Source organism: Enterobacter sp. HMSC16D10 (assembly GCF_001807145.1).
Taxonomy (GTDB): domain Bacteria; phylum Pseudomonadota; class Gammaproteobacteria; order Enterobacterales; family Enterobacteriaceae; genus Enterobacter; species Enterobacter roggenkampii.
In genome coordinates, this window is record NZ_KV787915.1 from 1 (window position 1) to 19,991 (window position 19,991).

Here is a 19,991-nt window from a genome sequence, read left to right on the forward strand (position 1 = left end):
TGTTCCGTGTCAGTGGAGGCGCATTATAGGGAGTAATTCCGAACCTGCAAGGATAAAGTGAAAATTATTTACTGACTGCTCACTTTCCAGGCAAACCTCACTCCAGATCTCAATTTTCGCCTGGTTTTTAAACAAAAACGAGCCGCACGCGGCTCGTTTTTGCGTTTTGTGACTTACTGCACTGCCACAATGCGATCGTCGTTGGCTTCAAGACGGATAATTTTACCAGGAACCAGTTCCCCGGAGAGGATCTGCTGCGCCAGCGGGTTTTCGATCTGCTGCTGGATAGCACGTTTCAATGGACGCGCACCGTACACCGGATCGTAACCATTCTTACTCAGCAGTTTCAGCGCATCGTCGGAGATGTGAATTTCGTATCCACGCTCTTCCAGACGTTTGTACAGACGCTGCAGCTGAATCTGCGCAATCGACGCGATGTGTTTCTCACCCAGAGGATGGAATACCACCACTTCATCAATACGGTTGATGAACTCCGGACGGAAGTTATGGCTTACCACACCCAGCACCAGATCCTTCATGTGGCTGTAGTCCAGTTCACCGAAACGTTCCTGAATCAAATCGGAACCCAGGTTCGACGTCATAATGACAACCGTATTACGGAAGTCGACCGTTCTCCCCTGCCCGTCGGTCAGACGACCATCGTCCAGCACCTGAAGCAGGATGTTGAACACATCCGGATGCGCTTTTTCCACCTCATCCAGCAGGATGACGGAATAAGGACGACGACGCACCGCTTCTGTCAGGTACCCACCTTCTTCATAACCCACATATCCTGGAGGCGCCCCGACCAGACGCGAGACGGAGTGTTTCTCCATAAACTCGGACATGTCGATACGCACCATCGCATCATCGCTGTCGAACATAAAGTTAGCCAGCGCTTTGCACAGCTCGGTTTTACCGACACCGGTCGGCCCCAGGAACAGGAACGAACCAATCGGGCGGTTCGGATCGGACAGCCCTGCACGGCTACGACGAATAGCATTCGATACCGCTTCAACCGCTTCATTTTGACCAATCACACGATTGTGGAGATCGTTCTCCATGCGCAGCAGTTTTTCACGCTCACCTTCCAGCATGCGCGCCACGGGAATACCGGTCCAGCGGGCAAGCACTTCCGCAATCTCGGCATCCGTCACTTTATTACGTAACAGACGCATCGTTTTCCCTTCTGACTGCGTCGCAATCTCAAGCTGTTTTTCCAGCTCAGGGATTTTGCCATACTGCAGCTCTGACATCCGCGCCAGGTCACCCACACGTCGCGCCTGCTCAATGGCAATTTTTGCCTGTTCGAGTTCAGCTTTAATGGTCTGCGTACCGGAAAGGGAGGCTTTCTCGGCTTTCCACTCTTCCTCAAGCTCAGAATACTGGCGCTCTTTATCGTCCAGCTCTTCATTGAGCATATCGAGGCGTTTCTTACTGGCTTCATCAGACTCTTTTTTCAGCGCCTGCTGTTCCAGCTTGAGCTGAATGATGCGTCGGTCGAGTCGATCCAGCTCTTCCGGCTTCGAGTCAATCTGCATACGAATGCTCGACGCCGCTTCATCAATCAGGTCGATGGCTTTATCCGGCAGCTGACGGTCAGCAATATAACGATGCGAAAGCGTCGCCGCCGCAACGATGGCCGGGTCGGTGATCTGCACATGGTGGTGCAGTTCATAGCGCTCTTTCAGACCACGCAGGATCGCGATGGTATCTTCAACGCTTGGCTCGGCAACAAACACTTTCTGGAAACGACGTTCCAGCGCAGCATCTTTCTCAATGTACTGACGGTACTCATCCAGCGTGGTGGCACCGACGCAGTGAAGTTCACCGCGCGCCAGTGCAGGTTTCAGCATGTTCCCGGCATCCATTGCGCCGTCTGCCTTACCGGCACCGACCATGGTGTGCAACTCGTCGATAAACAGGATGACGTTACCTTCCTGTTTCGCCAGATCGTTCAGCACGCCTTTCAGACGCTCTTCAAACTCACCGCGGTATTTCGCACCGGCCACCAGCGCGCCCATGTCCAGCGCCAGTACGCGGCGGCCTTTCAGGCCTTCCGGCACTTCACCGTTCACAATACGCTGCGCCAGCCCTTCAACGATGGCTGTTTTACCGACACCCGGTTCACCTATCAGTACCGGGTTGTTCTTGGTACGACGTTGCAGTACCTGAATGGTACGGCGGATTTCTTCATCACGGCCGATCACCGGGTCAAGTTTGCCCTGTTCAGCACGCTCGGTCAGATCGACCGTAAATTTCTTCAAAGCCTGACGTTGGTCTTCGGCTCCCTGATCGTTCACGCTTTCACCTCCGCGCATATTCTCAATCGCCTGAGTCACATTGGCGGTGGTCGCACCGGCAGATTTCAGCAGGTCGGTCAAGGTACCGCGTGATTCAAGCGCCGCCAGAACAAACAGCTCTGACGAAATAAAATTGTCCCCACGTTTTTGCGCCAGCTTGTCGCAAAGGTTCAGGACGCGCACCAGATCCTGCGACGGCTGAACGTCGCCGCCGGTCCCTTCGACCTGCGGTAAACGGCTCAGCGCCTGATCGATAGCGGTGCGTAACTGGCCAGCATTAATGCCAGCGGACGTTAATAACGGACGTACCGATCCCCCCTCCTGATTCAGCAAGGCGCTCATTAGATGAAGAGGTTCGATAAATTGGTTGTCGTGCCCCAGTGCGAGGGACTGGGCATCGGCGAGAGCAAGCTGGAATTTATTAGTAAGACGATCCAGACGCATAACTCCTCCCATAACAGGTCAAATTTGCTACTGGAGATTAAATGAGGTCATCCCTCAATTATTCAAGGTTAATGACCTGAATTATGTGAAAAGAAAACGGCACGTGCCGGATCGTCTTGATTCTTTAGGTTATATCAGCCAAATGAAACTTGCCATACGCCCCGTCGTCTTGTCGCGGCGATAAGAGAAAAAATCACCCTTTTCGGTGAATGTACAGCGATCGCCGCCGAAGATCTGCGTTATGCCGACGCTGTTCAGGCGCTGACGAGCAAGCAGATAAATATCGGCCAGATATTTATCTCCAGAAGGCAGGAAGGCGTCCACCGCTTGCGGATCTTTATCCATAAAGGCTTCGCGAACCTCCGGCCCCACTTCAAAAGCGCGAGGACCAATGGCCGGGCCAAGCCAGGCCATAATATTGGCGGGCTCATCCTTAAAGCAGGCGACGGTTTCTTCCAGCACGCCTTCACACAGTCCACGCCAGCCCGCGTGCGCTGCAGCCACCTCGGTGCCTGCACGGTTGCAGAACAGCACTGGCAGACAATCGGCGGTCATTACGGCACAAACGGTTCCCGGCGTATTGCTGTAAGAGGCATCAGCGCGTTTGGAAGCATAGGGCTCTCCCGTCAACTTCAGCACCGCCTTGCCATGAACCTGTTCCAGCCAGACCGGTTTCGACGGCAGGTTCCCCGCTGCAAACAGACGCCTGCGGTTCTCTTCCACGTGTTCCAGGTTATCGCCACAGTGTGCGCCGAGGTTCAACGACGCCCACGCGCCCTGGCTCACACCGCCAGTGCGGGTTGAACTGCAGGCAGCCACGCCGGCAGGCAATGGCCACTCCGGGACAATCAGTTTGGTCATAACCAGTCCACTTGATCCTTATGTTCTTCGAAATCAGCACGCATGGCGTCAATAAGGTCCACCATATCCTGCGGGATAGGCGCATGCCACTCCATCTGAATACCGGTGATAGGGTGATAAAGACGCAGCATGGTCGCGTGCAGCGCCTGACGATCGAATTTACGCAATACGCTGATGAACTCATCCGACGCGCCTTTAGGCGGACGCGGACGACCACCGTAGACCTGATCCCCCACCAGCGGATGGGTAATGTGGGCCATATGCACGCGGATCTGGTGGGTACGTCCGGTCTCCAGACGCAGACGCAGGCGCGTATGAATACGGAAGTGCTCCATAATGCGGTAATGCGTCACCGCCGGTTTACCCATCGGATGCACCGACATATGGGTACGCTTGGTCGGGTGACGGCTAATGGGCTCTTCCACCGTCCCGCCAGAAGTCATATGTCCAATGGCTACCGCTTCATATTCACGGGTGATTTCGCGCAGCTGCAGCGACTCCACCAGACGGGTCTGAGCAGGAACGGTCTTCGCCACCACCATCAGACCGGTAGTGTCTTTATCCAGACGGTGCACGATGCCCGCGCGCGGAACATCCGCGATCGGCGGATAGTAATGGAGAAGTGCGTTAAGTACCGTACCGTCAGGGTTTCCCGCGCCCGGATGAACAACCAGGTCGCGCGGCTTGTTGATCACCAGAATGTCATCATCTTCATAGACGATGTCCAGTGGGATATCCTGCGGCTCGAAGCGGATTTCCTCTTCGATTTCAGCATTGATGGCGACAGCTTCCCCACCTAACACCTTCTCTTTTGGTTTGTCCCAGATCTTGCCGTTTACCATCACGCGCTGGTCAAGGATCCATTCTTTTATGCGTGAACGCGAATAATCAGGGAACAATTCGGCCAAAGCCTGATCTAAGCGTTGACCGAGCTGATTTTCGGAGACTGTTGCGGTGAGTTCTACTCGTTGTGCCATAAACTGCTTCTTCGTTTAACGTTGGGTTTTACGGCTTTGCCGTTTAATATAGTGTGCTATTGTAGCTGGTCTTAATCGGGAGCAGGAACAGAGTTTCTCCCGGACAAACATTTGAGGAAAGTCAAAACGTCATGACGCGCATGAAATATCTGGTGGCAGCGGCCACGTTGAGCCTGGCTTTGGTGGGCTGCTCCGGTTCAAATGAACAGGTCCCTGACAATCCGCCGAATGAAATCTATGCGACTGCACAACAAAAGTTGCAGGACGGTAACTGGAAACAGGCGATAACGCAACTGGAAGCGTTGGATAATCGCTATCCATTTGGTCCGTATTCGCAGCAGGTACAGTTAGATCTCATCTACGCATACTATAAAAATGCCGATCTGCCGCTGGCTCAGGCAACCATCGATCGTTTCATGCGTCTGAACCCGACTCATCCTAACATCGACTATGTGATGTACATGCGCGGGCTCACCAACATGGCGCTGGATGACAGTGCGCTGCAGGGCTTCTTCGGCGTGGATCGTTCCGACCGTGACCCGCAGCATGCGCGTGATGCCTTCAATGACTTCTCTAAACTGGTGCGCGGCTATCCGAACAGCCAGTACGTGACCGACGCCACCAAGCGTCTGGTGTTCCTGAAAGATCGTCTGGCGAAATATGAATACTCCGTGGCGGACTACTATACCCGCCGTGGCGCATGGGTTGCCGTGGTTAACCGCGTAGAAGGTATGCTGCGTGATTACCCGGATACTCAGGCAACGCGCGACGGCCTGAAGCTGATGGAAAATGCTTACCGTCAGATGCAGATGACCGCTCAGGCTGAAAAAGTGGCGAAAATCATCGCCGCGAACAGCAGCAACACCTGATTTTGCCTCAATGCAAAACGGCAGCCCGAAGGCTGCCGTTTTTTTATTCGTTTCTGAGCGTCGCTGAAGCGCGTTAGCCTCAACACATCCAGTCAACTATGGCCTCAATTTTTGCCTTCTACAAGGTAAATCTCACCTCTTCCTGCCCTGCCTCACAAAAAAGATTCCCTGACAAAAACCGACAAAATAACGTGATCTAAATCACACATTTTGACATTAGGTCGGGTATGCTGGAATCACCAAGACGGAAAGACAAGAGGTAAAATTTATGACAATGAACATTACCAGTAAACAAATGGAAATTACTCCGGCAATTCGCCAGCACGTCGCAGACCGTCTCGCCAAACTGGATAAATGGCAAACACATTTGATTAATCCACATATCATCCTGTCCAAGGAGCCGCAGGGTTTCATCGCTGACGCAACTATCAATACTCCAAACGGCCATCTGGTCGCCAGCGCAAAACACGAGGATATGTATACCGCTATTAACGATTTGATCAACAAGCTGGAACGGCAGCTCAATAAAGTGCAACACAAAGGTGAAGCCCGTCGCGCCGCAACGTCGGTCAAAGACGCCAGCTTCGCGGAAGAAGTTGAAGAAGAGTAATCCTTTAAATTGAGTGTACCGCCAACGCGCCTTCGGGCGCGTTTTTTATTGACAGGGTGAAAACAGTACAGGTACTTTAACGGTATCAATCACAGGATGACTTTATGAAACTTACGCCGTTCTTCTTCGCATTCTTTTTTACCTTCCCCTGAACGGGAGGCGTTTCGTCGTGTGATAAAGAATGCGAAGACGAACAACAAGGCCTCCCACACCGGGGGGCCTTTTTTATTGATAACGATAAGATGAGACAGGCAACACTATGACACCGGAAAACCCGTTACTGGATCTGCGCGTAAAAATCAGCGCGCTGGATGAGAAACTGCTGGCGCTGCTGGCCGAACGCCGCGCCCTTGCCGTTGAAGTGGGTAAAGCCAAGCTGGACTCCCATCGTCCGGTCCGTGATATCGACCGCGAGCGGGATCTGCTGGAACGTCTCATTCAGCTCGGCAAAGCGCATCATCTCGATGCCCACTACATTACCCGGCTGTTCCAGCTCATCATCGAAGACTCCGTTCTGACCCAGCAAGCGCTACTCCAGCAGCACCTCAATAAAACCAATCCGCACTCTGCGCGTATCGCTTTCCTCGGGCCAAAGGGCTCCTATTCTCACCTGGCCGCACGTCAGTATGCCGCTCGCCATTTCGAAGAATTTATTGAAAGCGGCTGCGCGAAGTTTGCCGACATTTTTAACCAGGTCGAGACCGGCCAGGCGGATTACGCCGTGGTGCCGATTGAAAACACCAGCTCCGGCGCCATCAACGACGTCTACGACTTGCTGCAGCACACCAGCCTGTCGCTGGTCGGCGAGCTGACGATCCCTATCGATCACTGCGTGCTGGTCTCCGGTTCAACGGACCTGAACACGATCGAAACGGTCTACAGCCACCCGCAGCCGTTCCAGCAGTGCAGCCAGTTCCTGAACCGCTATCCGAACTGGAAAATTGAGTACACCGAAAGCACCTCGGCGGCGATGGAAAAAGTCGCCCAGGCGAACTCTCCCACCGTCGCGGCGCTCGGCAGCGAAGCGGGCGGCGCGCTGTATGGTTTACAGGTGCTGGAACGCAACCTGGCGAACCAGACGCAAAATATTACCCGCTTCGTGGTGCTGGCCCGCAAGGCAATCAATGTGTCTGACCAGGTACCGGCCAAGACTACGCTGCTGATGGCCACCGGCCAACAGGCCGGTGCGCTGGTTGAAGCCCTTCTGGTGCTGCGTAATCACAATCTGATCATGACCCGGCTGGAATCACGCCCAATCCACGGTAACCCGTGGGAAGAGATGTTCTACCTCGATATCCAGGCCAACCTGGAGTCTGCTTCCATGCAGAAAGCCCTGCGCGAGCTGGGCGAGATCACGCGTTCCATGAAGGTGCTGGGCTGCTACCCGAGCGAAAACGTCGTCCCGGTCGATCCAATCTAACGTTCGATAAAACGGCTTTTCTTCATCCCTGCCACGCTCACCGGCAGGGTGAAGATGGCGCCGGAGAGCGGATATTTCGCCACTTCCTCCGCATCCATATTTTCCCGCGTGGTGGTAATAAACAGCGTTTTCATATCATCGCCGCCAAAGCAAACCATCGTCGGGCAACGCACCGGCATGCGGTACTCTTCCAGCTGCTCCCCTTGCGGTGAAAAACGCGCGATGCGCCAGCCGTCAAACAGCGCGCTCCAGTAGCAGCCTTCCACATCCATCGCCGCGCCGTCCGGTATCCCCTCGCCCTCTTTAAACTGACGAAACACCTCTCGCTTACCCGGTTCGCCCTGCTCATCAAGCGGGGTACGGTAGATCACACCGTTTGGCGTATCTGAGGTAAACATCCACTGCTTATCCGGGCTAAACGCCAGGCCGTTATGCCCGTGGATATCGCACTGGATCACCTTCGGCGTCAGGTCGTTGTCGATGCGCATCAGCAGGGCGCCGTTGTAATCTCCCGGCCCCCAGAACGTGCCCGCATAGAACCGGCCCAGATGGTCGGTGCCTCCATCGTTAAAACGCGCCAGCTGCGGGTTAGAGGGGTTATCACACACCTTGCGGCGCAGCAGGCCGTGTTTATCGGTCAGCCAGATACCCGTTCGCATCGCAACGATAAAACCACCCTGCTCACGCAGCGCGAAACACCCCACCTCCTCGTGGAAAGAGAGTACGGTGTGTTCCGCCGTCGGCAGATGGTAGCGGTGGATCTCGCCTTCCAGAATATCGGCCCAGTAGAGCGCCTGCTCTTCGGCGCTCCACGTCGGGCATTCAGGCAAATGCCCGGTGTAATTCAACAGCAGCTGCGGTTCAGCCATGACAGTTCCCCAAAATGAAAAAAGCCAGCATTGCTGGCTTTCAGTATATACATCATCGCATTACTGGCGACTGTCATTTGCCTGGCGCAACAACGTCCGGCTCTCATTCTGGAAACGCTGCGCATAATCGCCAAACCAGTGCTCGACCTTGCGGAAGCTATCGATAAACGCCTGCTTGTCTCCGTGCTCAAGCAGCGTAATGGCTTCTCCAAAGCGCTGATAGTAGCGCTTGATCAGTGCCAGGTTGTTTTCGGAAGACATAATAATGTCCGCGTACAGCTGCGGATCCTGCGCGAACAGACGCCCGACCATCGCCAGTTCCAGACGATAGATAGGTGAAGAGAGCGCCAGCAGCTGTTCAAGCTGCACGTTCTCTTCCGCCAGATGCAGGCCGTAGGCAAACGTGGCAAAGTGGCGCAGCGCCTGAATGAACGCCATGTTCTGGTCGTGCTCAACCGCGCTGATGCGGTGCAGTCGCGCGCCCCATACCTGAATCTGTTCCAGGAACCACTGATAGGCTTCAGGCTGACGACCGTCGCAGTAAACCACCACCTGCTTAGCCAGGCTGCCGCTGTCCGGACCAAACATCGGGTGCAGACCCAGCACCGGCCCGGTATGCGCAGCCAGCATGGCCTGCAGCGGACCATTTTTGACGGAGGCCAGATCCACTAGGATGCAATCTTTCGGTAAAGGAGGCAGCTTCCCGACGATCTGCTCCGTCACGTGGATCGGCACGCTGACGATAACCATTCCGGCATCTTCCATGAGTTCCGGCGCCTGGGCCCAGTCCTCTTTTTCCAGAATGCGCACCTGATAGCCAGAAAGCGTCAGCATTTTTTCAAACAGACGCCCCATCTGTCCTGCCCCGCCGACAATCACCACCGGCCGCAGGGTCGGGCAAAGGGTTTTGAACCCCTTGTCGTTTTCGCTGGAATAGGATTCCCGCATCACGCGACGCAGGACGTCTTCAATCAAGTCCGGCGAAACGCCCAGCGCCTGCGCCTCTTTGCGACGGGAGGCGAGCATAGAAGCTTCGCGCTCCGGGACGTAAATCGGCAGGCCGTATTTGCTTTTCACCTCACCGACTTCGGCAACCAGCGCCATGCGGCGCGCCAGCAGATCCAGCAGCGCCTTATCCACTTCATCAATTTGATCGCGCAGTGCGGTCAATTCAGCAACCATAACTACCCTCTTAAGCCAGACGCGTCGCCAGCTGGCCGCTTAAATCTTTATGGATCTCACGCAGCAGTGTATCGGTGGTTTCCCAGCTGATGCAGGCATCCGTCACGGAGACGCCGTGCTTCATGGCACTGCGCGGTTGTTCAGATGATTGATTGCCTTCATGAATATTGCTCTCAATCATTAGACCGATAATCGAACGGTTGCCATCTTTGATCTGGGCGACCACGGATTCCGCAACCGCAGGCTGACGACGGTAATCTTTATTCGAATTACCATGACTGCAATCTACCATCAGTGCCGGGCGCAGTCCCGCCTGCTCCATCTCTTTTTCACACTGCGCCACGTCCGCCGGACTGTAGTTCGGGGCTTTCCCGCCGCGCAGGATCACGTGCCCGTCCGGGTTACCCTGAGTTTGCAGAAGGCAGACCTGGCCCGCCTGGTTGATACCGACGAAACGGTGCGGCATGGCGGCCGCGCGCATGGCGTTGATCGCCGTCGCCAGGCTGCCATCGGTACCGTTTTTAAAACCAACCGGCATCGACAGGCCAGACGCCATCTCGCGGTGGGTTTGCGATTCCGTGGTACGCGCGCCAATCGCGGACCAGCTGAACAGATCGCCAAGGTATTGCGGGCTGTTCGGATCCAGCGCTTCGGTTGCCAGCGGCAGCCCCATGCTGACCAGCTCCACCAGCAGGCGACGCGCAATCTTCAGGCCTGCTTCCACATCAAACGAGCCATCCATGTGCGGATCGTTAATCAACCCTTTCCAGCCAACGGTAGTACGTGGCTTCTCAAAATAGACGCGCATCACCAGGTAGAGGCTATCGCTGACCTCCTCCGCTAATGCTTTAAATCGACGAGCGTACTCAATGGCGGTTTCAGGATCGTGAATAGAGCAAGGACCACACACCACCAGCAGGCGCGGATCGCGGCCGGCGATGATGTCAGAAATGGTCTGGCGCGAGTGCTCAATCTGAGCCTCCTGCGCGACGCTCAGCGGAAATTCTGCTTTCAGCTGATCCGGAGTAATTAAAACCTGTTCGTCAGTGATATGTACGTTGTTCAGCGCGTCTTTTTGCATGATGGCGATCCTGTAAAGCTCGTTTGCGATAGTTGTTTTCCTCAATGAGGTGAAACCACGATACCATAAAAAGTAAACATTTCAATCCAAAATACGTACACATTACTTTACAGTAGCCAATTTATTGCAAAAATCAGCCGTCAAAAACGTAAAGTTTAAATTACAGACATACTTTCTTAAGCCAGGCTATGCTGAAGTAAAAAGGAGAATGGCTATGCGTTCAATTGCTCTCACGCTGTTGTCGCTGTTTTTAACGGGCTGCCAGATCAATCCTTATACCTTCCAGCCCGACTGGACCAGTCCATCCTGGTTTGATGCCGGTAAAGAAGACGCCATGAATGGCCTGCCGGTTAAAGATAACCAGACCCTGGCCGATAGTTTTAACGACACCCACGTGGATCGTAGTGAATATCTTCGCGGCTATGCCGATGGTCAGAAGAGAGTCTGCGAAGAAGGGTTTATTCACGCCTGGGGATTAGCGGGCAAATCTTTCCCTGCCAGTTGCGATACTGCTGAAAACGCGGCAAAACTGCGTGCGTCATGGCAAAAAGGGATGGATGAAAGTATGCGCTCCAGCAGACTCAATTAAGTCTGTTTTTAATCACCGGAAAATAAACAACAGTAGGATTTAGCTTAGGTTGACCTGAGGCTATTTCTGACATAATGACGGCTCTGATAAACAATGGTATTCTGCCCGCAACTCTTAAGGACATCTATTTCCAGAGCGATGTGGCGGATTCTGGTGAGAAATTTATTCTTGATCTCTTTTTTCCGACTCACTCTGGTGTTAATGCTGTTCATTATGGTGGGCCCAGCGACGGCAGGCACGCTCACGGAAACGGATAAATCGGTACGCTCGATAGTCTCAGGCATTGTGAGCTATACGCGATGGCCGTCACTATCCGGGCAACCTAAACTCTGCATCTATGCCACTTCTCACTATACGCACGCGCTTAGCGGCGACGAAGGGCACAACGAGTTACCCTATACTCCCGCTATTGTACATAACGATCGGGAAGCCCTGGCCGCGACGTGCGATGCGATTTATTTCGGGTCTGAATCACCGGCAAAACAACTTGAATTAATAAGCCAATATCAGGGCAGAGCATTGCTATTAATCTCAGAGCAAAATCCGGAATGTGTAATTGGCAGTGCCTTTTGCCTGATGATCGATCGTGGCCAGGTCCGGTTCTCCGTCAACCTGGATGCATTGACGCGCAGTGGCGTAAGAGTCAATCCGGATGTATTAATGCTGGCACGGAATAAGCAGCATGGATAAAGATTTCACTTCAACGCCACGTCCGACGTTTAAAAGAACGTTGAGGCGAAACAGCATGATAAGCGTCATTATCACGATGACGTTAATATGGCTGTTGCTCTGTTTTGCTTCCGTTGTGACGTTAAAACAATACGCGCAAAAGAATCTCGAATTAACCGGCGCAACAATGAGCCACAGCCTGGAAGCCTCGCTGGTTTTCAACGACTCGCTGGCGGCCAACGAAACGCTTGCCGCCCTGGGCAAACAGGGGCAGTTTGCCGCGGCGGAGGTGATTAATGCGCATAAAAAGCGGTTCGCCTACTGGTCCTGGAACCCGGAAGATAACAACGACACGCTGGGCGCGCTGGTCAGCCGCTGGCTTTTCCCCGTACCGGTTGCGCAGCCCATCATGCATAACGGCTTAACGATCGGCGAAATTCGCCTTACCGCGCGTGACAGTTTGATCAGCCATTTCATCTGGACGTCGTTTGCCGTACTGACCGGCTGCATTCTCTTTGCCGCCGTGGTCGCGCTCGTCATTACCCAGTCTTTGCATCGTGGAATGGTCACGGCGCTGCAGAACATTACCGACGTCGTTCATGACGTGCGCACGAACCGAAATTTCTCCCGCCGGGTGAAAGACGGCCGTATCGAAGAATTTCACCAGTTTGGCGAAGACTTCAATAGTCTTCTGGATGAAATGGAAGAGTGGCAGCTGAAGCTTCAGGCGAAAAATGCCCAGCTGTTGCGGACCGCCATGCACGACCCGCTTACCGGTCTTGCCAACCGCGCGGCGTTTCGTAACAGCATTGCGGCATTAATGAATGACCCTTCAGCCAGAACAAACTCGGCCCTGCTCTTCCTCGACGGTGATAATTTTAAGTTTATTAACGACACCTGGGGACACGCGGCAGGAGACTGCGTGCTGATCGAAGTCGCCAGCAGGATGATGGAGTTTGGCGACAAACGTCATCAGTCCTACCGTCTTGGCGGTGACGAATTTGCCATGGTGCTGTACGGCGTGCACTCTGAGCTTGAGGTTCAACATATTTGTGCTGCACTTTCGCAGCAGTTTATTCGTCCGTTTGATCTTCATAACGGACAAAAAGCATCGATGTCACTCAGCATTGGCTTTGCTCTGGCGTGGGAAAATACTTCCGTGGAAGCATTACTGGAGAGGGCTGACCGCAACATGTACCAGGTTAAAAACCAGCGTACGAAAACAATAAGTTAGAAAGGATACACTATGTTAAAACGTTACTTCGCGCCCTTAGTACTGGCCTCACTGGTTCTGGCAGGCTGCCAGTCGCCGCCGGAAGGCAAATTCACTCCTGAGCAAATTGCGGTGATGAAGTCTTACGGTTTTAACGAACTGAACGGTGACTGGTCGCTTGGGATGTCGGACACCATCCTGTTTGATAAAAATGACGCCAGGCTGCGATCGGAGAGTGAAACGCAGATCCAGTCCATGGCCTCTCGCCTGGCGGAAACCGGCCTGACCCACGCGCGAATGGACGGTCACACAGATAACTACGGGGAAGAGAGCTACAACGAAGCGCTCTCGTTAAAACGCGCCAACGCCGTGGCCGATGCCTGGGCGAAGGGGGCAAATATCCCGCGCAGCAATCTCACCACGCGGGGATTAGGTCAAAAATATCCGGTTGCGAGCAACAGTACCTCACAAGGGCGCGCTGAAAACCGCCGCGTCGCAGTGGTGATCAGCACGCCATAAGGCTATTTAGCGGAGGATTCGGCGAGCGTCACCCTGGTTGCCGCTCGCCAGCGCAGCCAGTCCACCAGAACAAACAGCGCCAGACTCACGCCCATGACTGGCAATGCCAGCCCCAACAGTACGCTGATTAACACCGTAACGCCTCTTCCCCACACTGACAAGGCAAGCCAGCTCTGGCAAAGCGTCTGTACCGGACTCACAGCCGATTGCGCCGGACGACGCATCCACCACATCCGGTATCCCCAGATAATGAGCACGCAAAGGGCGAGGCCGAACGCAACCAGCAGCAGCTGATTTGCGAGGCCGAATAAGATCCCCATATGGAAATCCACGCCCCAGCGGGTCAGTTTTGCCATTAGCGGAAAATCCTCGAATCGGGTTCTGTCCAGAACCTGCATCGTATGAGGATCAACCGCCACGGCGTCCACCTGGGTCGGCCAGCTGCGATCGATTTCCGTCACGGTCCAGGCGCGATCCCTCGTTTTCGCCGGGCGGATCTCCAGCTTGCCGGCATCAATACCCGCGTTACGCGCCGCGCTTAACACGCCGTCAAACTGCGTCAAATCCATCGCCATTTCCGGCATCACCATTCCACCGTGATGACCGCGGTGTTCGGCATGTTCATCCACGACCTCATGTTGGCCGGATAGCGTCGTGTTCACCTGCGGGGTGAGCCAGTTCATCTCTGCACGCAGCTTATCCACGTTCCCGCCAGCCCACTGGGACCAGGTCAGGCCGGTTGCGGAGAACAGCAGCATTCCACCCAGCAGGCTCCAGCCCAGCGTCACGTGCACCCGACGCCGGTTCTGGAAGCGATTGTTGATCCGCCGTTTGGGCCGGGTATAACACCACAGGGCAATACCGCCCAGCGCAGCGACCCACATCCACGAGGCCGCAAGCTCGCTGTAAAGGCGCCCAATGTCGCCCAGCATCAGGGAAGTATGCAGGTAATCAATGGTCTGACGCAGGGGTAAAATCCCGCTGGTGCCGTATACCGTCAGATCTCCCAGCACCGTCAGGCTTACCGGATCGATAAAGATAGCCCGGTTCTCCGATGGCCCAAGTTTCGGGTCAGCGAACATCACGCGGGTGGTTTCGCCCTCAACCAGCCCCGGACGAACGGCGTGCAAACGTAAATCTGATCCAGCGGTTTTTTCCGCCACGGCGATTTGTTCCGCCAGAGGCAGTGGCTCGCCTATAGAATCCGTGTGGAGCGCGTGCCGGTAGAGTGCGTTTTCCAGCTGTGGGGTCGCCACATACAGCGTCCCGGTTAGCGCGGCGAAGAAGATAAACGGGCCGACAAACAGCCCAACGTAGAAATGAAGGTGACGCAGCAGGTTTCCCCATGCCGCGCGCGAGGTGCAGGTAGTCATACTTTTCCTTTTTAAGGCAAAAAGTTATCGATATTTTTTAAAGGGAAAAAGCAGACTGCCGCGGCGGCGCGCGGGTATCAGGGTAAAGCCAGGGGAAAAAGTGCCAGTGCTTGACCGCCTGACGCGGCGGCTTAACGCGAAGCCTCTGCAGCACCACGCTGAGCAGGACGATGAGCGCCAGCATCACGCCAGGGACATGCGCTAACAGCACGCAGTAGCCGCACGCTTCCGCATGGTCGACGGGCATCGTGTGCGGCATATCGCCGTGATGCTCGTCCATCGACATCATGCTCATGTCATGATGCATGCCCGGCATGGCGCTCATGGGATCTTTCTGCAATGAGACGGAGATAAGGGGTGCTACCACGATCAGCAGGATCGCGAACAGCGCGGTCAATGCCGCTGCGCGTTTCCAACTATGCTGATGCAGTACGTTATCCACTTCCCCTCCATTCAAGAGGCAAGCATTGTAAATGATTTATGACGAAAGGGTTAACGCGAGAGGTGCGATGGAATAAAAAAAGGGCCGGCCTTTCGGCCAGCCCTTTCTAACAGGATGTCGCTTAAGCGAATCTTAGTTCAGACGCTCTTTAATACGAGCAGACTTACCAGTACGCTCACGCAGGTAGTACAGTTTAGCTTTACGTACAGCACCACGACGTTTAACAGCAATGCTGTCAACTACCGGAGAGTGAGTCTGGAAGACACGCTCAACGCCTTCGCCGTTGGAAATTTTACGAACAGTGAATGCAGAGTGCAGACCGCGGTTACGAATAGCGATAACCACGCCCTCGAATGCCTGCAGACGTTTTTTGGAACCTTCAACAACCCATACTTTCACTTCCACGGTGTCACCTGGACGGAAGGAAGGTACGTCCTGCTTCATCTGCTCTTGTTCAAGTTGCTTAATAATGTTGCTCATAATTTAATCTCTTATCCTGGGTAAACTGATATTCGGGAGCGTATTACGCATTCCCATCATGTTCATGCTGCTGTTGCGCGTGTTCAGTTTTGAACTCGGCCAGCAACTTTGCTTGCTCTTCAGTCAGAGCCAGGTTTTCCAGAAGTTCAGGTCTTCTAAGCCAGGTTCGGCCCAGCGACTGCTTCAAACGCCAGCGACGTATCTCGGCATGGTTTCCTGACAGTAACACTGCCGGGACCTCCATCCCTTCTAACACTTCAGGACGGGTATAGTGTGGACAGTCCAGCAACCCATCGGCAAAGGAATCTTCCGTTGCCGAAGCTTCATGGCCCAGTACTCCCGGAATGAACCGGGCGACGGAGTCAATCAGCGTCATTGCGGGTAACTCACCACCGCTGAGAACGTAATCGCCGATAGACCATTCTTCGTCAATCTCGGTTTGAATTACGCGCTCATCTATCCCTTCGTAGCGACCACAGACCAGAATCAGCTTTTGATTCGTCGCCAGTTCGCTGACGCCCGCTTGATCAAGCTTGCGTCCCTGAGGTGACAGATAAATCACCTTTGCGCCTTCACCTGCCGCGGCTTTTGCTGTGTGAATGGCGTCCCGTAAGGGTTGCACCATCATTAGCATCCCCGGTCCGCCGCCGTAAGGACGATCGTCCACGGTACGGTGCCGGTCATGAGTAAAGTCACGCGGACTCCAGCTCTGGATGCTCAGCAGGCCATTCTTTACTGCCCGGCCAGTTACCCCGTAATCGGTAATCGCGCGGAACATTTCAGGAAACAGGCTAATTATGCCAATCCACATAGCGCCGTCTTTTACCGTTTATCCGGAGAATTTAAAAACCAGGATCCCAATCTACTTCAATGGTTTGAGTAGTGAGATCGACTTTCTTGATAACCTGTCCATCGAGGAACGGGACCAACCGCTCCTTGATGCCAAATGCATCTTTCAGGTTTGCCTTAATGACGAGAACGTCATTTGACCCGGTTTCCATCATATCGATGACTTTCCCCAGGCTGTAGCCTTCAGTAGTGACTACCTGGCAACCCATAAGGTCTTTCCAGTAGTAGTCGCCCTCTTCCAGCTGTGGCAACTGCGACGAATCCACGACAATTTCACAATTAGTCAGCGCATTCGCGGCATCACGATCGTCAACGCCTTTCAGCTTGATGATGATGTCCTGATTGTGGTGACGCCAGCTTTCCAGCTCGACCTCTTCCCACTTACCGCCTTTCTGGATAAACCAGGGCTGGTAATTAAAAATGCTATCAGCGTCTTCAGTGGAGGAAAACACTCTGAGCCAACCACGGATACCGTAGCAAGAACCCATTTTTCCCAATACGATCGGTTCAACAGGTGCTTTATTGCTCATCATGACCACCGTGACAGATTAAGCTGCTTTGTTTGCTGCTTTGATCAGCGTAGCAACGCGATCGGAAACAGTAGCGCCCTGGCCAACCCAGTGAGCGATACGATCCAGATCCAGACGAGTTTCTTCTTCTGCGCCAGCGGCCAGTGGGTTGAAGAAACCAACGCGCTCAATGAAGCGACCGTTGCGTGCATTACGGCTGTCAGTCACAACAACCTGGTAGAACGGACGCTTTTTAGCGCCGTGACGTGCTAAACGAATAGTTACCATAACATCCTCTTGTGTGAATAAAACAACCGGGCCCCATCGAGGAACGGAGCCCGGGTGTCATATTAAAAGCCCGAAAATTTTACTCATTTTCGGGCAAAAAGCAATCTCAAAAGCGATTAACGCCCTGGAAAACCGGGAGGCATCATCCCTTTCATGCCGCGCATCATCTTCGCCATGCCGCCTTTCTTCATTTTCTTCATCATGCGCTGCATGTCGTCGAACTGTTTCAGAAGGCGGTTAACGTCCTGCACCTGCATGCCGCAACCGGCTGCGATACGGCGTTTACGGGAACCTTTGATGATGTCCGGGTTAGCGCGCTCTTTCAGCGTCATCGAGTTGATGATCGCCTCCATACGCACCAGCACCTTGTCATCCATCTGCGCTTTCACGTTGTCTGGGATCTGGCCCATGCCCGGCAGTTTGCCCATCAGGCTGGCCATGCCGCCCATGTTTTTCATCTGACGCAGCTGCTCAAGGAAGTCGGTGAGATCGAAACCGTCCCCTTTTTTCAGCTTGCTGGCCAGCTTCTCGGCCTGCGCGCGGTCAACCTTGCTCTCGATATCTTCGATCAGCGACAGCACGTCGCCCATGCCGAGGATACGGGAGGCAATACGATCCGGGTGGAACGGCTCCAGCGCTTCAGTTTTCTCGCCCACGCCGAGGAATTTGATCGGCTTACCGGTGATGTGACGAATGGAGAGGGCCGCACCGCCGCGGGCGTCACCGTCCACTTTGGTCAGCACCACGCCGGTTAACGGCAGCGCTTCGTTAAACGCTTTCGCGGTATTCGCCGCATCCTGACCGGTCATGGCGTCGACGACAAACAGGGTCTCTACCGGGTTGATAGAGGCATGCACCTGCTTGATCTCGTCCATCATCGCTTCGTCAACATGCAGACGACCGGCGGTATCCACCAGCAGCACGTCGTAGAATTTCAGCTTCGCCTCTTTCAGCGCGGCGTTAACGATGTCGACAGGCTTCTGCGCCACGTCGGACGGGAAGAAATCCACGCCAACCTGCTCTGCCAGGGTTTCCAGCTGCTTGATCGCCGCCGGGCGATAGACGTCCGCAGAGACCACAAGCACTTTCTTCTTGTGCTTTTCGCGCAGGAACTTACCCAGCTTACCGACGCTGGTGGTTTTACCCGCACCCTGCAGGCCCGCCATCAGCACCACGGCCGGTGGCTGAGCGGCCAGGTTAAGCACCTGGTTCTCTTCGCCCATCGCCGAAACCAGTTCGTTACGAACGATTTTGACGAACTCCTGACCCGGGGTCAGGCTCTTGTTAACTTCATGACCAACCGCCTTCTCTTTCACGCGGTTGATAAAATCACGAACAACCGGCAACGCGACGTCTGCTTCCAGCAGCGCCATGCGCACTTCGCGCAGCGTTTCCTTGATGTTCTCTTCAGTAAGGCGTCCGCGGCCGCTGATGTTGCGCAGCGTGCGCGACAAACGATCGGTTAAATTATCAAACATTGTCTCTCGCCTGAGTAGAAACGTTGGGCCGCCATGAGCGACACATACACAGAATTTTGCCGGAGTATAACATGAAGGCGCCTTTGTTGTTATGCAACGGTTGGAGCAGGCGTCACGTAACGTTATACTGCTTCTCTTTCTTATTAAGACAACTGTCGATGCCTATATGCCTGTTTTCGCACTGATCGCCCTTGTTGCCTACTCTGTCAGCCTCGCGCTGATTATTCCCGGACTGCTGCAAAAAAACAGCGGCTGGCGGCGCATGGCTATTCTTTCGGCGGTGATCGCACTGATTAGCCACGCCTTTGCGCTGGAATCACGCATTATCCCCGGCGACGGCAGCGTGCAAAACCTGAGCGTGCTGAACGTCGGCTCGCTGGTCAGCCTGATGATCTGTACGGTAATGACCATCGTCGCGTCTAAAAATCGCGGCTGGCTGCTGCTGCCGATTGTCTACACCTTCGCGCTGATCAATCTGGCCCTCGCCACCTTTATGCCTAATGAGTTCATTACGCATCTGGAGGCGACGCCGGGGATGCTGGTGCATATCGGCCTGTCGCTCTTTGCCTACGCGACGCTGATCATCGCCGCGCTTTACGCCATGCAGCTCGCCTGGATTGACTACCAGCTGAAAAACAAAAAGCTGGCGTTTAACCATGAAATGCCGCCACTGATGGTCATTGAGCGTAAGATGTTCCACATCACCCAGGTGGGCGTGGTGCTGCTGACGCTCACGCTCTGCACGGGGCTGTTTTACATGAAGAACCTGTTCAGCGTGGAGAATATCGATAAAGCGGTGCTCTCCATCATCGCGTGGTTTGTCTATATTGTCCTGTTATGGGGCCATTATCATGAAGGCTGGCGCGGTCGTCGCGTGGTCTGGTTCAACGTCGCGGGTGCGGGCATTCTCACCCTTGCCTATTTTGGCAGCCGCTTCATACAGCAATTTGCTGGCTAAGAAACAAA

The 19,991-nt window shown here is 54.3% G+C and carries 22 protein-coding genes and 1 other annotated feature; of the genes, 9 read left to right on the forward strand and 13 right to left on the reverse strand.

Translation table 11 applies throughout. The features are described from left to right. Positions 1-173 precede the first annotated feature (173 nt). The 3 genes from clpB to rluD form a co-directional block, all read right to left on the reverse strand. Entirely contained in the window at positions 174-2,747 is a 2,574-nt protein-coding gene (gene clpB / locus HMPREF3143_RS22185; protein ID WP_008502466.1) for an ATP-dependent chaperone ClpB, read from the reverse strand. A 129-nt stretch (positions 2,748-2,876) separates the two neighbouring features. Then, positions 2,877-3,608 (reverse strand): purine nucleoside phosphorylase YfiH, encoded by a 732-nt coding sequence (gene yfiH, locus HMPREF3143_RS22190; protein ID WP_063418439.1) that lies wholly within the window; start codon positions 3,606-3,608, stop codon positions 2,877-2,879. Then, positions 3,605-4,585 carry a 23S rRNA pseudouridine(1911/1915/1917) synthase RluD gene (gene rluD / locus HMPREF3143_RS22195; RefSeq protein WP_008502468.1) on the reverse strand — a complete coding sequence of 327 codons (981 nt, stop codon included), beginning with the start codon at positions 4,583-4,585 and terminating at the stop codon, positions 3,605-3,607. Before rluD ends, yfiH begins: the two co-directional genes overlap by 4 nt. Before the next feature lie 131 nt (positions 4,586-4,716). Here rluD and bamD point away from each other — a divergent pair, with 131 nt between their 5' ends. The 4 genes from bamD (at position 4,717) to pheA (ending at position 7,484) form a co-directional block, all read left to right on the forward strand. Then, entirely contained in the window at positions 4,717-5,454 is a 738-nt protein-coding gene (gene bamD, locus HMPREF3143_RS22200) for an outer membrane protein assembly factor BamD (protein ID WP_008502469.1), read from the forward strand. A gap of 268 nt (positions 5,455-5,722) precedes the next feature. Beyond that, positions 5,723-6,064, forward strand: coding sequence for a ribosome-associated translation inhibitor RaiA (raiA, locus tag HMPREF3143_RS22205; RefSeq protein ID WP_003863162.1), 342 nt, complete (start codon positions 5,723-5,725; stop codon positions 6,062-6,064). 103 nt (positions 6,065-6,167) lie between these two features. Continuing rightward, positions 6,168-6,293 (forward strand) — a sequence feature (Phe leader region). After that, positions 6,169-6,216: a pheA operon leader peptide PheL gene (pheL, locus tag HMPREF3143_RS25845; protein ID WP_100249759.1), complete on the forward strand. Its 48-nt coding sequence runs from the start codon at positions 6,169-6,171 to the stop codon at positions 6,214-6,216. It overlaps the preceding feature by 48 nt. Before the next feature lie 30 nt (positions 6,294-6,323). After that, entirely contained in the window at positions 6,324-7,484 is a 1,161-nt protein-coding gene (gene pheA / locus HMPREF3143_RS22210; RefSeq protein WP_021242003.1) for a bifunctional chorismate mutase/prephenate dehydratase, read from the forward strand. On the opposite strand, the gene HMPREF3143_RS22215 is transcribed toward pheA, so the two are convergent. The 3 genes from HMPREF3143_RS22215 to aroF are packed head-to-tail and all read right to left on the reverse strand — an operon-like array spanning position 7,481 to position 10,616. Beyond that, positions 7,481-8,353, reverse strand: coding sequence for an SMP-30/gluconolactonase/LRE family protein (locus tag HMPREF3143_RS22215; RefSeq protein WP_008502472.1), 873 nt, complete (start codon positions 8,351-8,353; stop codon positions 7,481-7,483). The genes pheA and HMPREF3143_RS22215 overlap by 4 nt on opposite strands. A gap of 60 nt (positions 8,354-8,413) precedes the next feature. Next, on the reverse strand, positions 8,414-9,535 hold the full coding sequence (tyrA, locus tag HMPREF3143_RS22220) for a bifunctional chorismate mutase/prephenate dehydrogenase (RefSeq protein WP_070534300.1): 1,122 nt from the start codon (positions 9,533-9,535) through the stop codon (positions 8,414-8,416). A 10-nt stretch (positions 9,536-9,545) separates the two neighbouring features. Further along, positions 9,546-10,616, reverse strand: a complete 1,071-nt coding sequence (aroF, locus tag HMPREF3143_RS22225; protein WP_070534301.1) for a 3-deoxy-7-phosphoheptulonate synthase AroF — start codon at positions 10,614-10,616, stop codon at positions 9,546-9,548. Positions 10,617-10,830: 214 nt separating this feature from the next. Here aroF and HMPREF3143_RS22230 point away from each other — a divergent pair, with 214 nt between their 5' ends. From HMPREF3143_RS22230 to HMPREF3143_RS22245, 4 genes are all read left to right on the forward strand, one after another. After that, on the forward strand, positions 10,831-11,205 hold the full coding sequence (locus HMPREF3143_RS22230) for a DUF2799 domain-containing protein (RefSeq protein ID WP_008502475.1): 375 nt from the start codon (positions 10,831-10,833) through the stop codon (positions 11,203-11,205). Positions 11,206-11,406: 201 nt separating this feature from the next. Next, positions 11,407-11,895: a regulatory sequestration protein YfiR gene (locus HMPREF3143_RS22235; protein WP_023294343.1), complete on the forward strand. Its 489-nt coding sequence runs from the start codon at positions 11,407-11,409 to the stop codon at positions 11,893-11,895. Further along, positions 11,888-13,108, forward strand: coding sequence for a diguanylate cyclase DgcN/YfiN (gene dgcN / locus HMPREF3143_RS22240; protein WP_021241998.1), 1,221 nt, complete (start codon positions 11,888-11,890; stop codon positions 13,106-13,108). Before HMPREF3143_RS22235 ends, dgcN begins: the two co-directional genes overlap by 8 nt. 12 nt (positions 13,109-13,120) lie before the next feature. After that, positions 13,121-13,606, forward strand: coding sequence for an OmpA family protein (locus tag HMPREF3143_RS22245; protein ID WP_044597778.1), 486 nt, complete (start codon positions 13,121-13,123; stop codon positions 13,604-13,606). Between the two features lie 2 nt (positions 13,607-13,608). Here HMPREF3143_RS22245 and HMPREF3143_RS22250 read toward each other — a convergent pair whose 3' ends face one another. From HMPREF3143_RS22250 to ffh, 7 genes are all read right to left on the reverse strand, one after another. Then, the gene (locus HMPREF3143_RS22250; protein ID WP_070534302.1) at positions 13,609-14,979 is read right to left on the reverse strand and encodes a PepSY-associated TM helix domain-containing protein; all 1,371 of its coding nucleotides are present in this window, start codon (positions 14,977-14,979) and stop codon (positions 13,609-13,611) included. Between the two features lie 37 nt (positions 14,980-15,016). Continuing rightward, the gene (locus HMPREF3143_RS22255; protein WP_008502480.1) at positions 15,017-15,421 is read right to left on the reverse strand and encodes a DUF2946 domain-containing protein; all 405 of its coding nucleotides are present in this window, start codon (positions 15,419-15,421) and stop codon (positions 15,017-15,019) included. Positions 15,422-15,553: 132 nt separating this feature from the next. After that, positions 15,554-15,901: a 50S ribosomal protein L19 gene (gene rplS, locus HMPREF3143_RS22260; protein ID WP_002914145.1), complete on the reverse strand. Its 348-nt coding sequence runs from the start codon at positions 15,899-15,901 to the stop codon at positions 15,554-15,556. Between the two features lie 43 nt (positions 15,902-15,944). After that, positions 15,945-16,712, reverse strand: coding sequence for a tRNA (guanosine(37)-N1)-methyltransferase TrmD (gene trmD / locus HMPREF3143_RS22265; protein ID WP_008502493.1), 768 nt, complete (start codon positions 16,710-16,712; stop codon positions 15,945-15,947). 31 nt (positions 16,713-16,743) lie between these two features. Next, the gene (gene rimM / locus HMPREF3143_RS22270) at positions 16,744-17,283 is read right to left on the reverse strand and encodes a ribosome maturation factor RimM (RefSeq protein ID WP_021241995.1); all 540 of its coding nucleotides are present in this window, start codon (positions 17,281-17,283) and stop codon (positions 16,744-16,746) included. A gap of 15 nt (positions 17,284-17,298) precedes the next feature. Further along, positions 17,299-17,547: a 30S ribosomal protein S16 gene (gene rpsP / locus HMPREF3143_RS22275; protein ID WP_003863133.1), complete on the reverse strand. Its 249-nt coding sequence runs from the start codon at positions 17,545-17,547 to the stop codon at positions 17,299-17,301. 116 nt (positions 17,548-17,663) lie between these two features. Further along, on the reverse strand, positions 17,664-19,025 hold the full coding sequence (gene ffh, locus HMPREF3143_RS22280) for a signal recognition particle protein (RefSeq protein WP_014884878.1): 1,362 nt from the start codon (positions 19,023-19,025) through the stop codon (positions 17,664-17,666). Between the two features lie 166 nt (positions 19,026-19,191). Between ffh and HMPREF3143_RS22285 the strand changes: the two genes are divergently transcribed. After that, positions 19,192-19,983: a cytochrome C assembly family protein gene (locus tag HMPREF3143_RS22285; RefSeq protein WP_032623031.1), complete on the forward strand. Its 792-nt coding sequence runs from the start codon at positions 19,192-19,194 to the stop codon at positions 19,981-19,983. Positions 19,984-19,991: the final 8 nt, after the last annotated feature.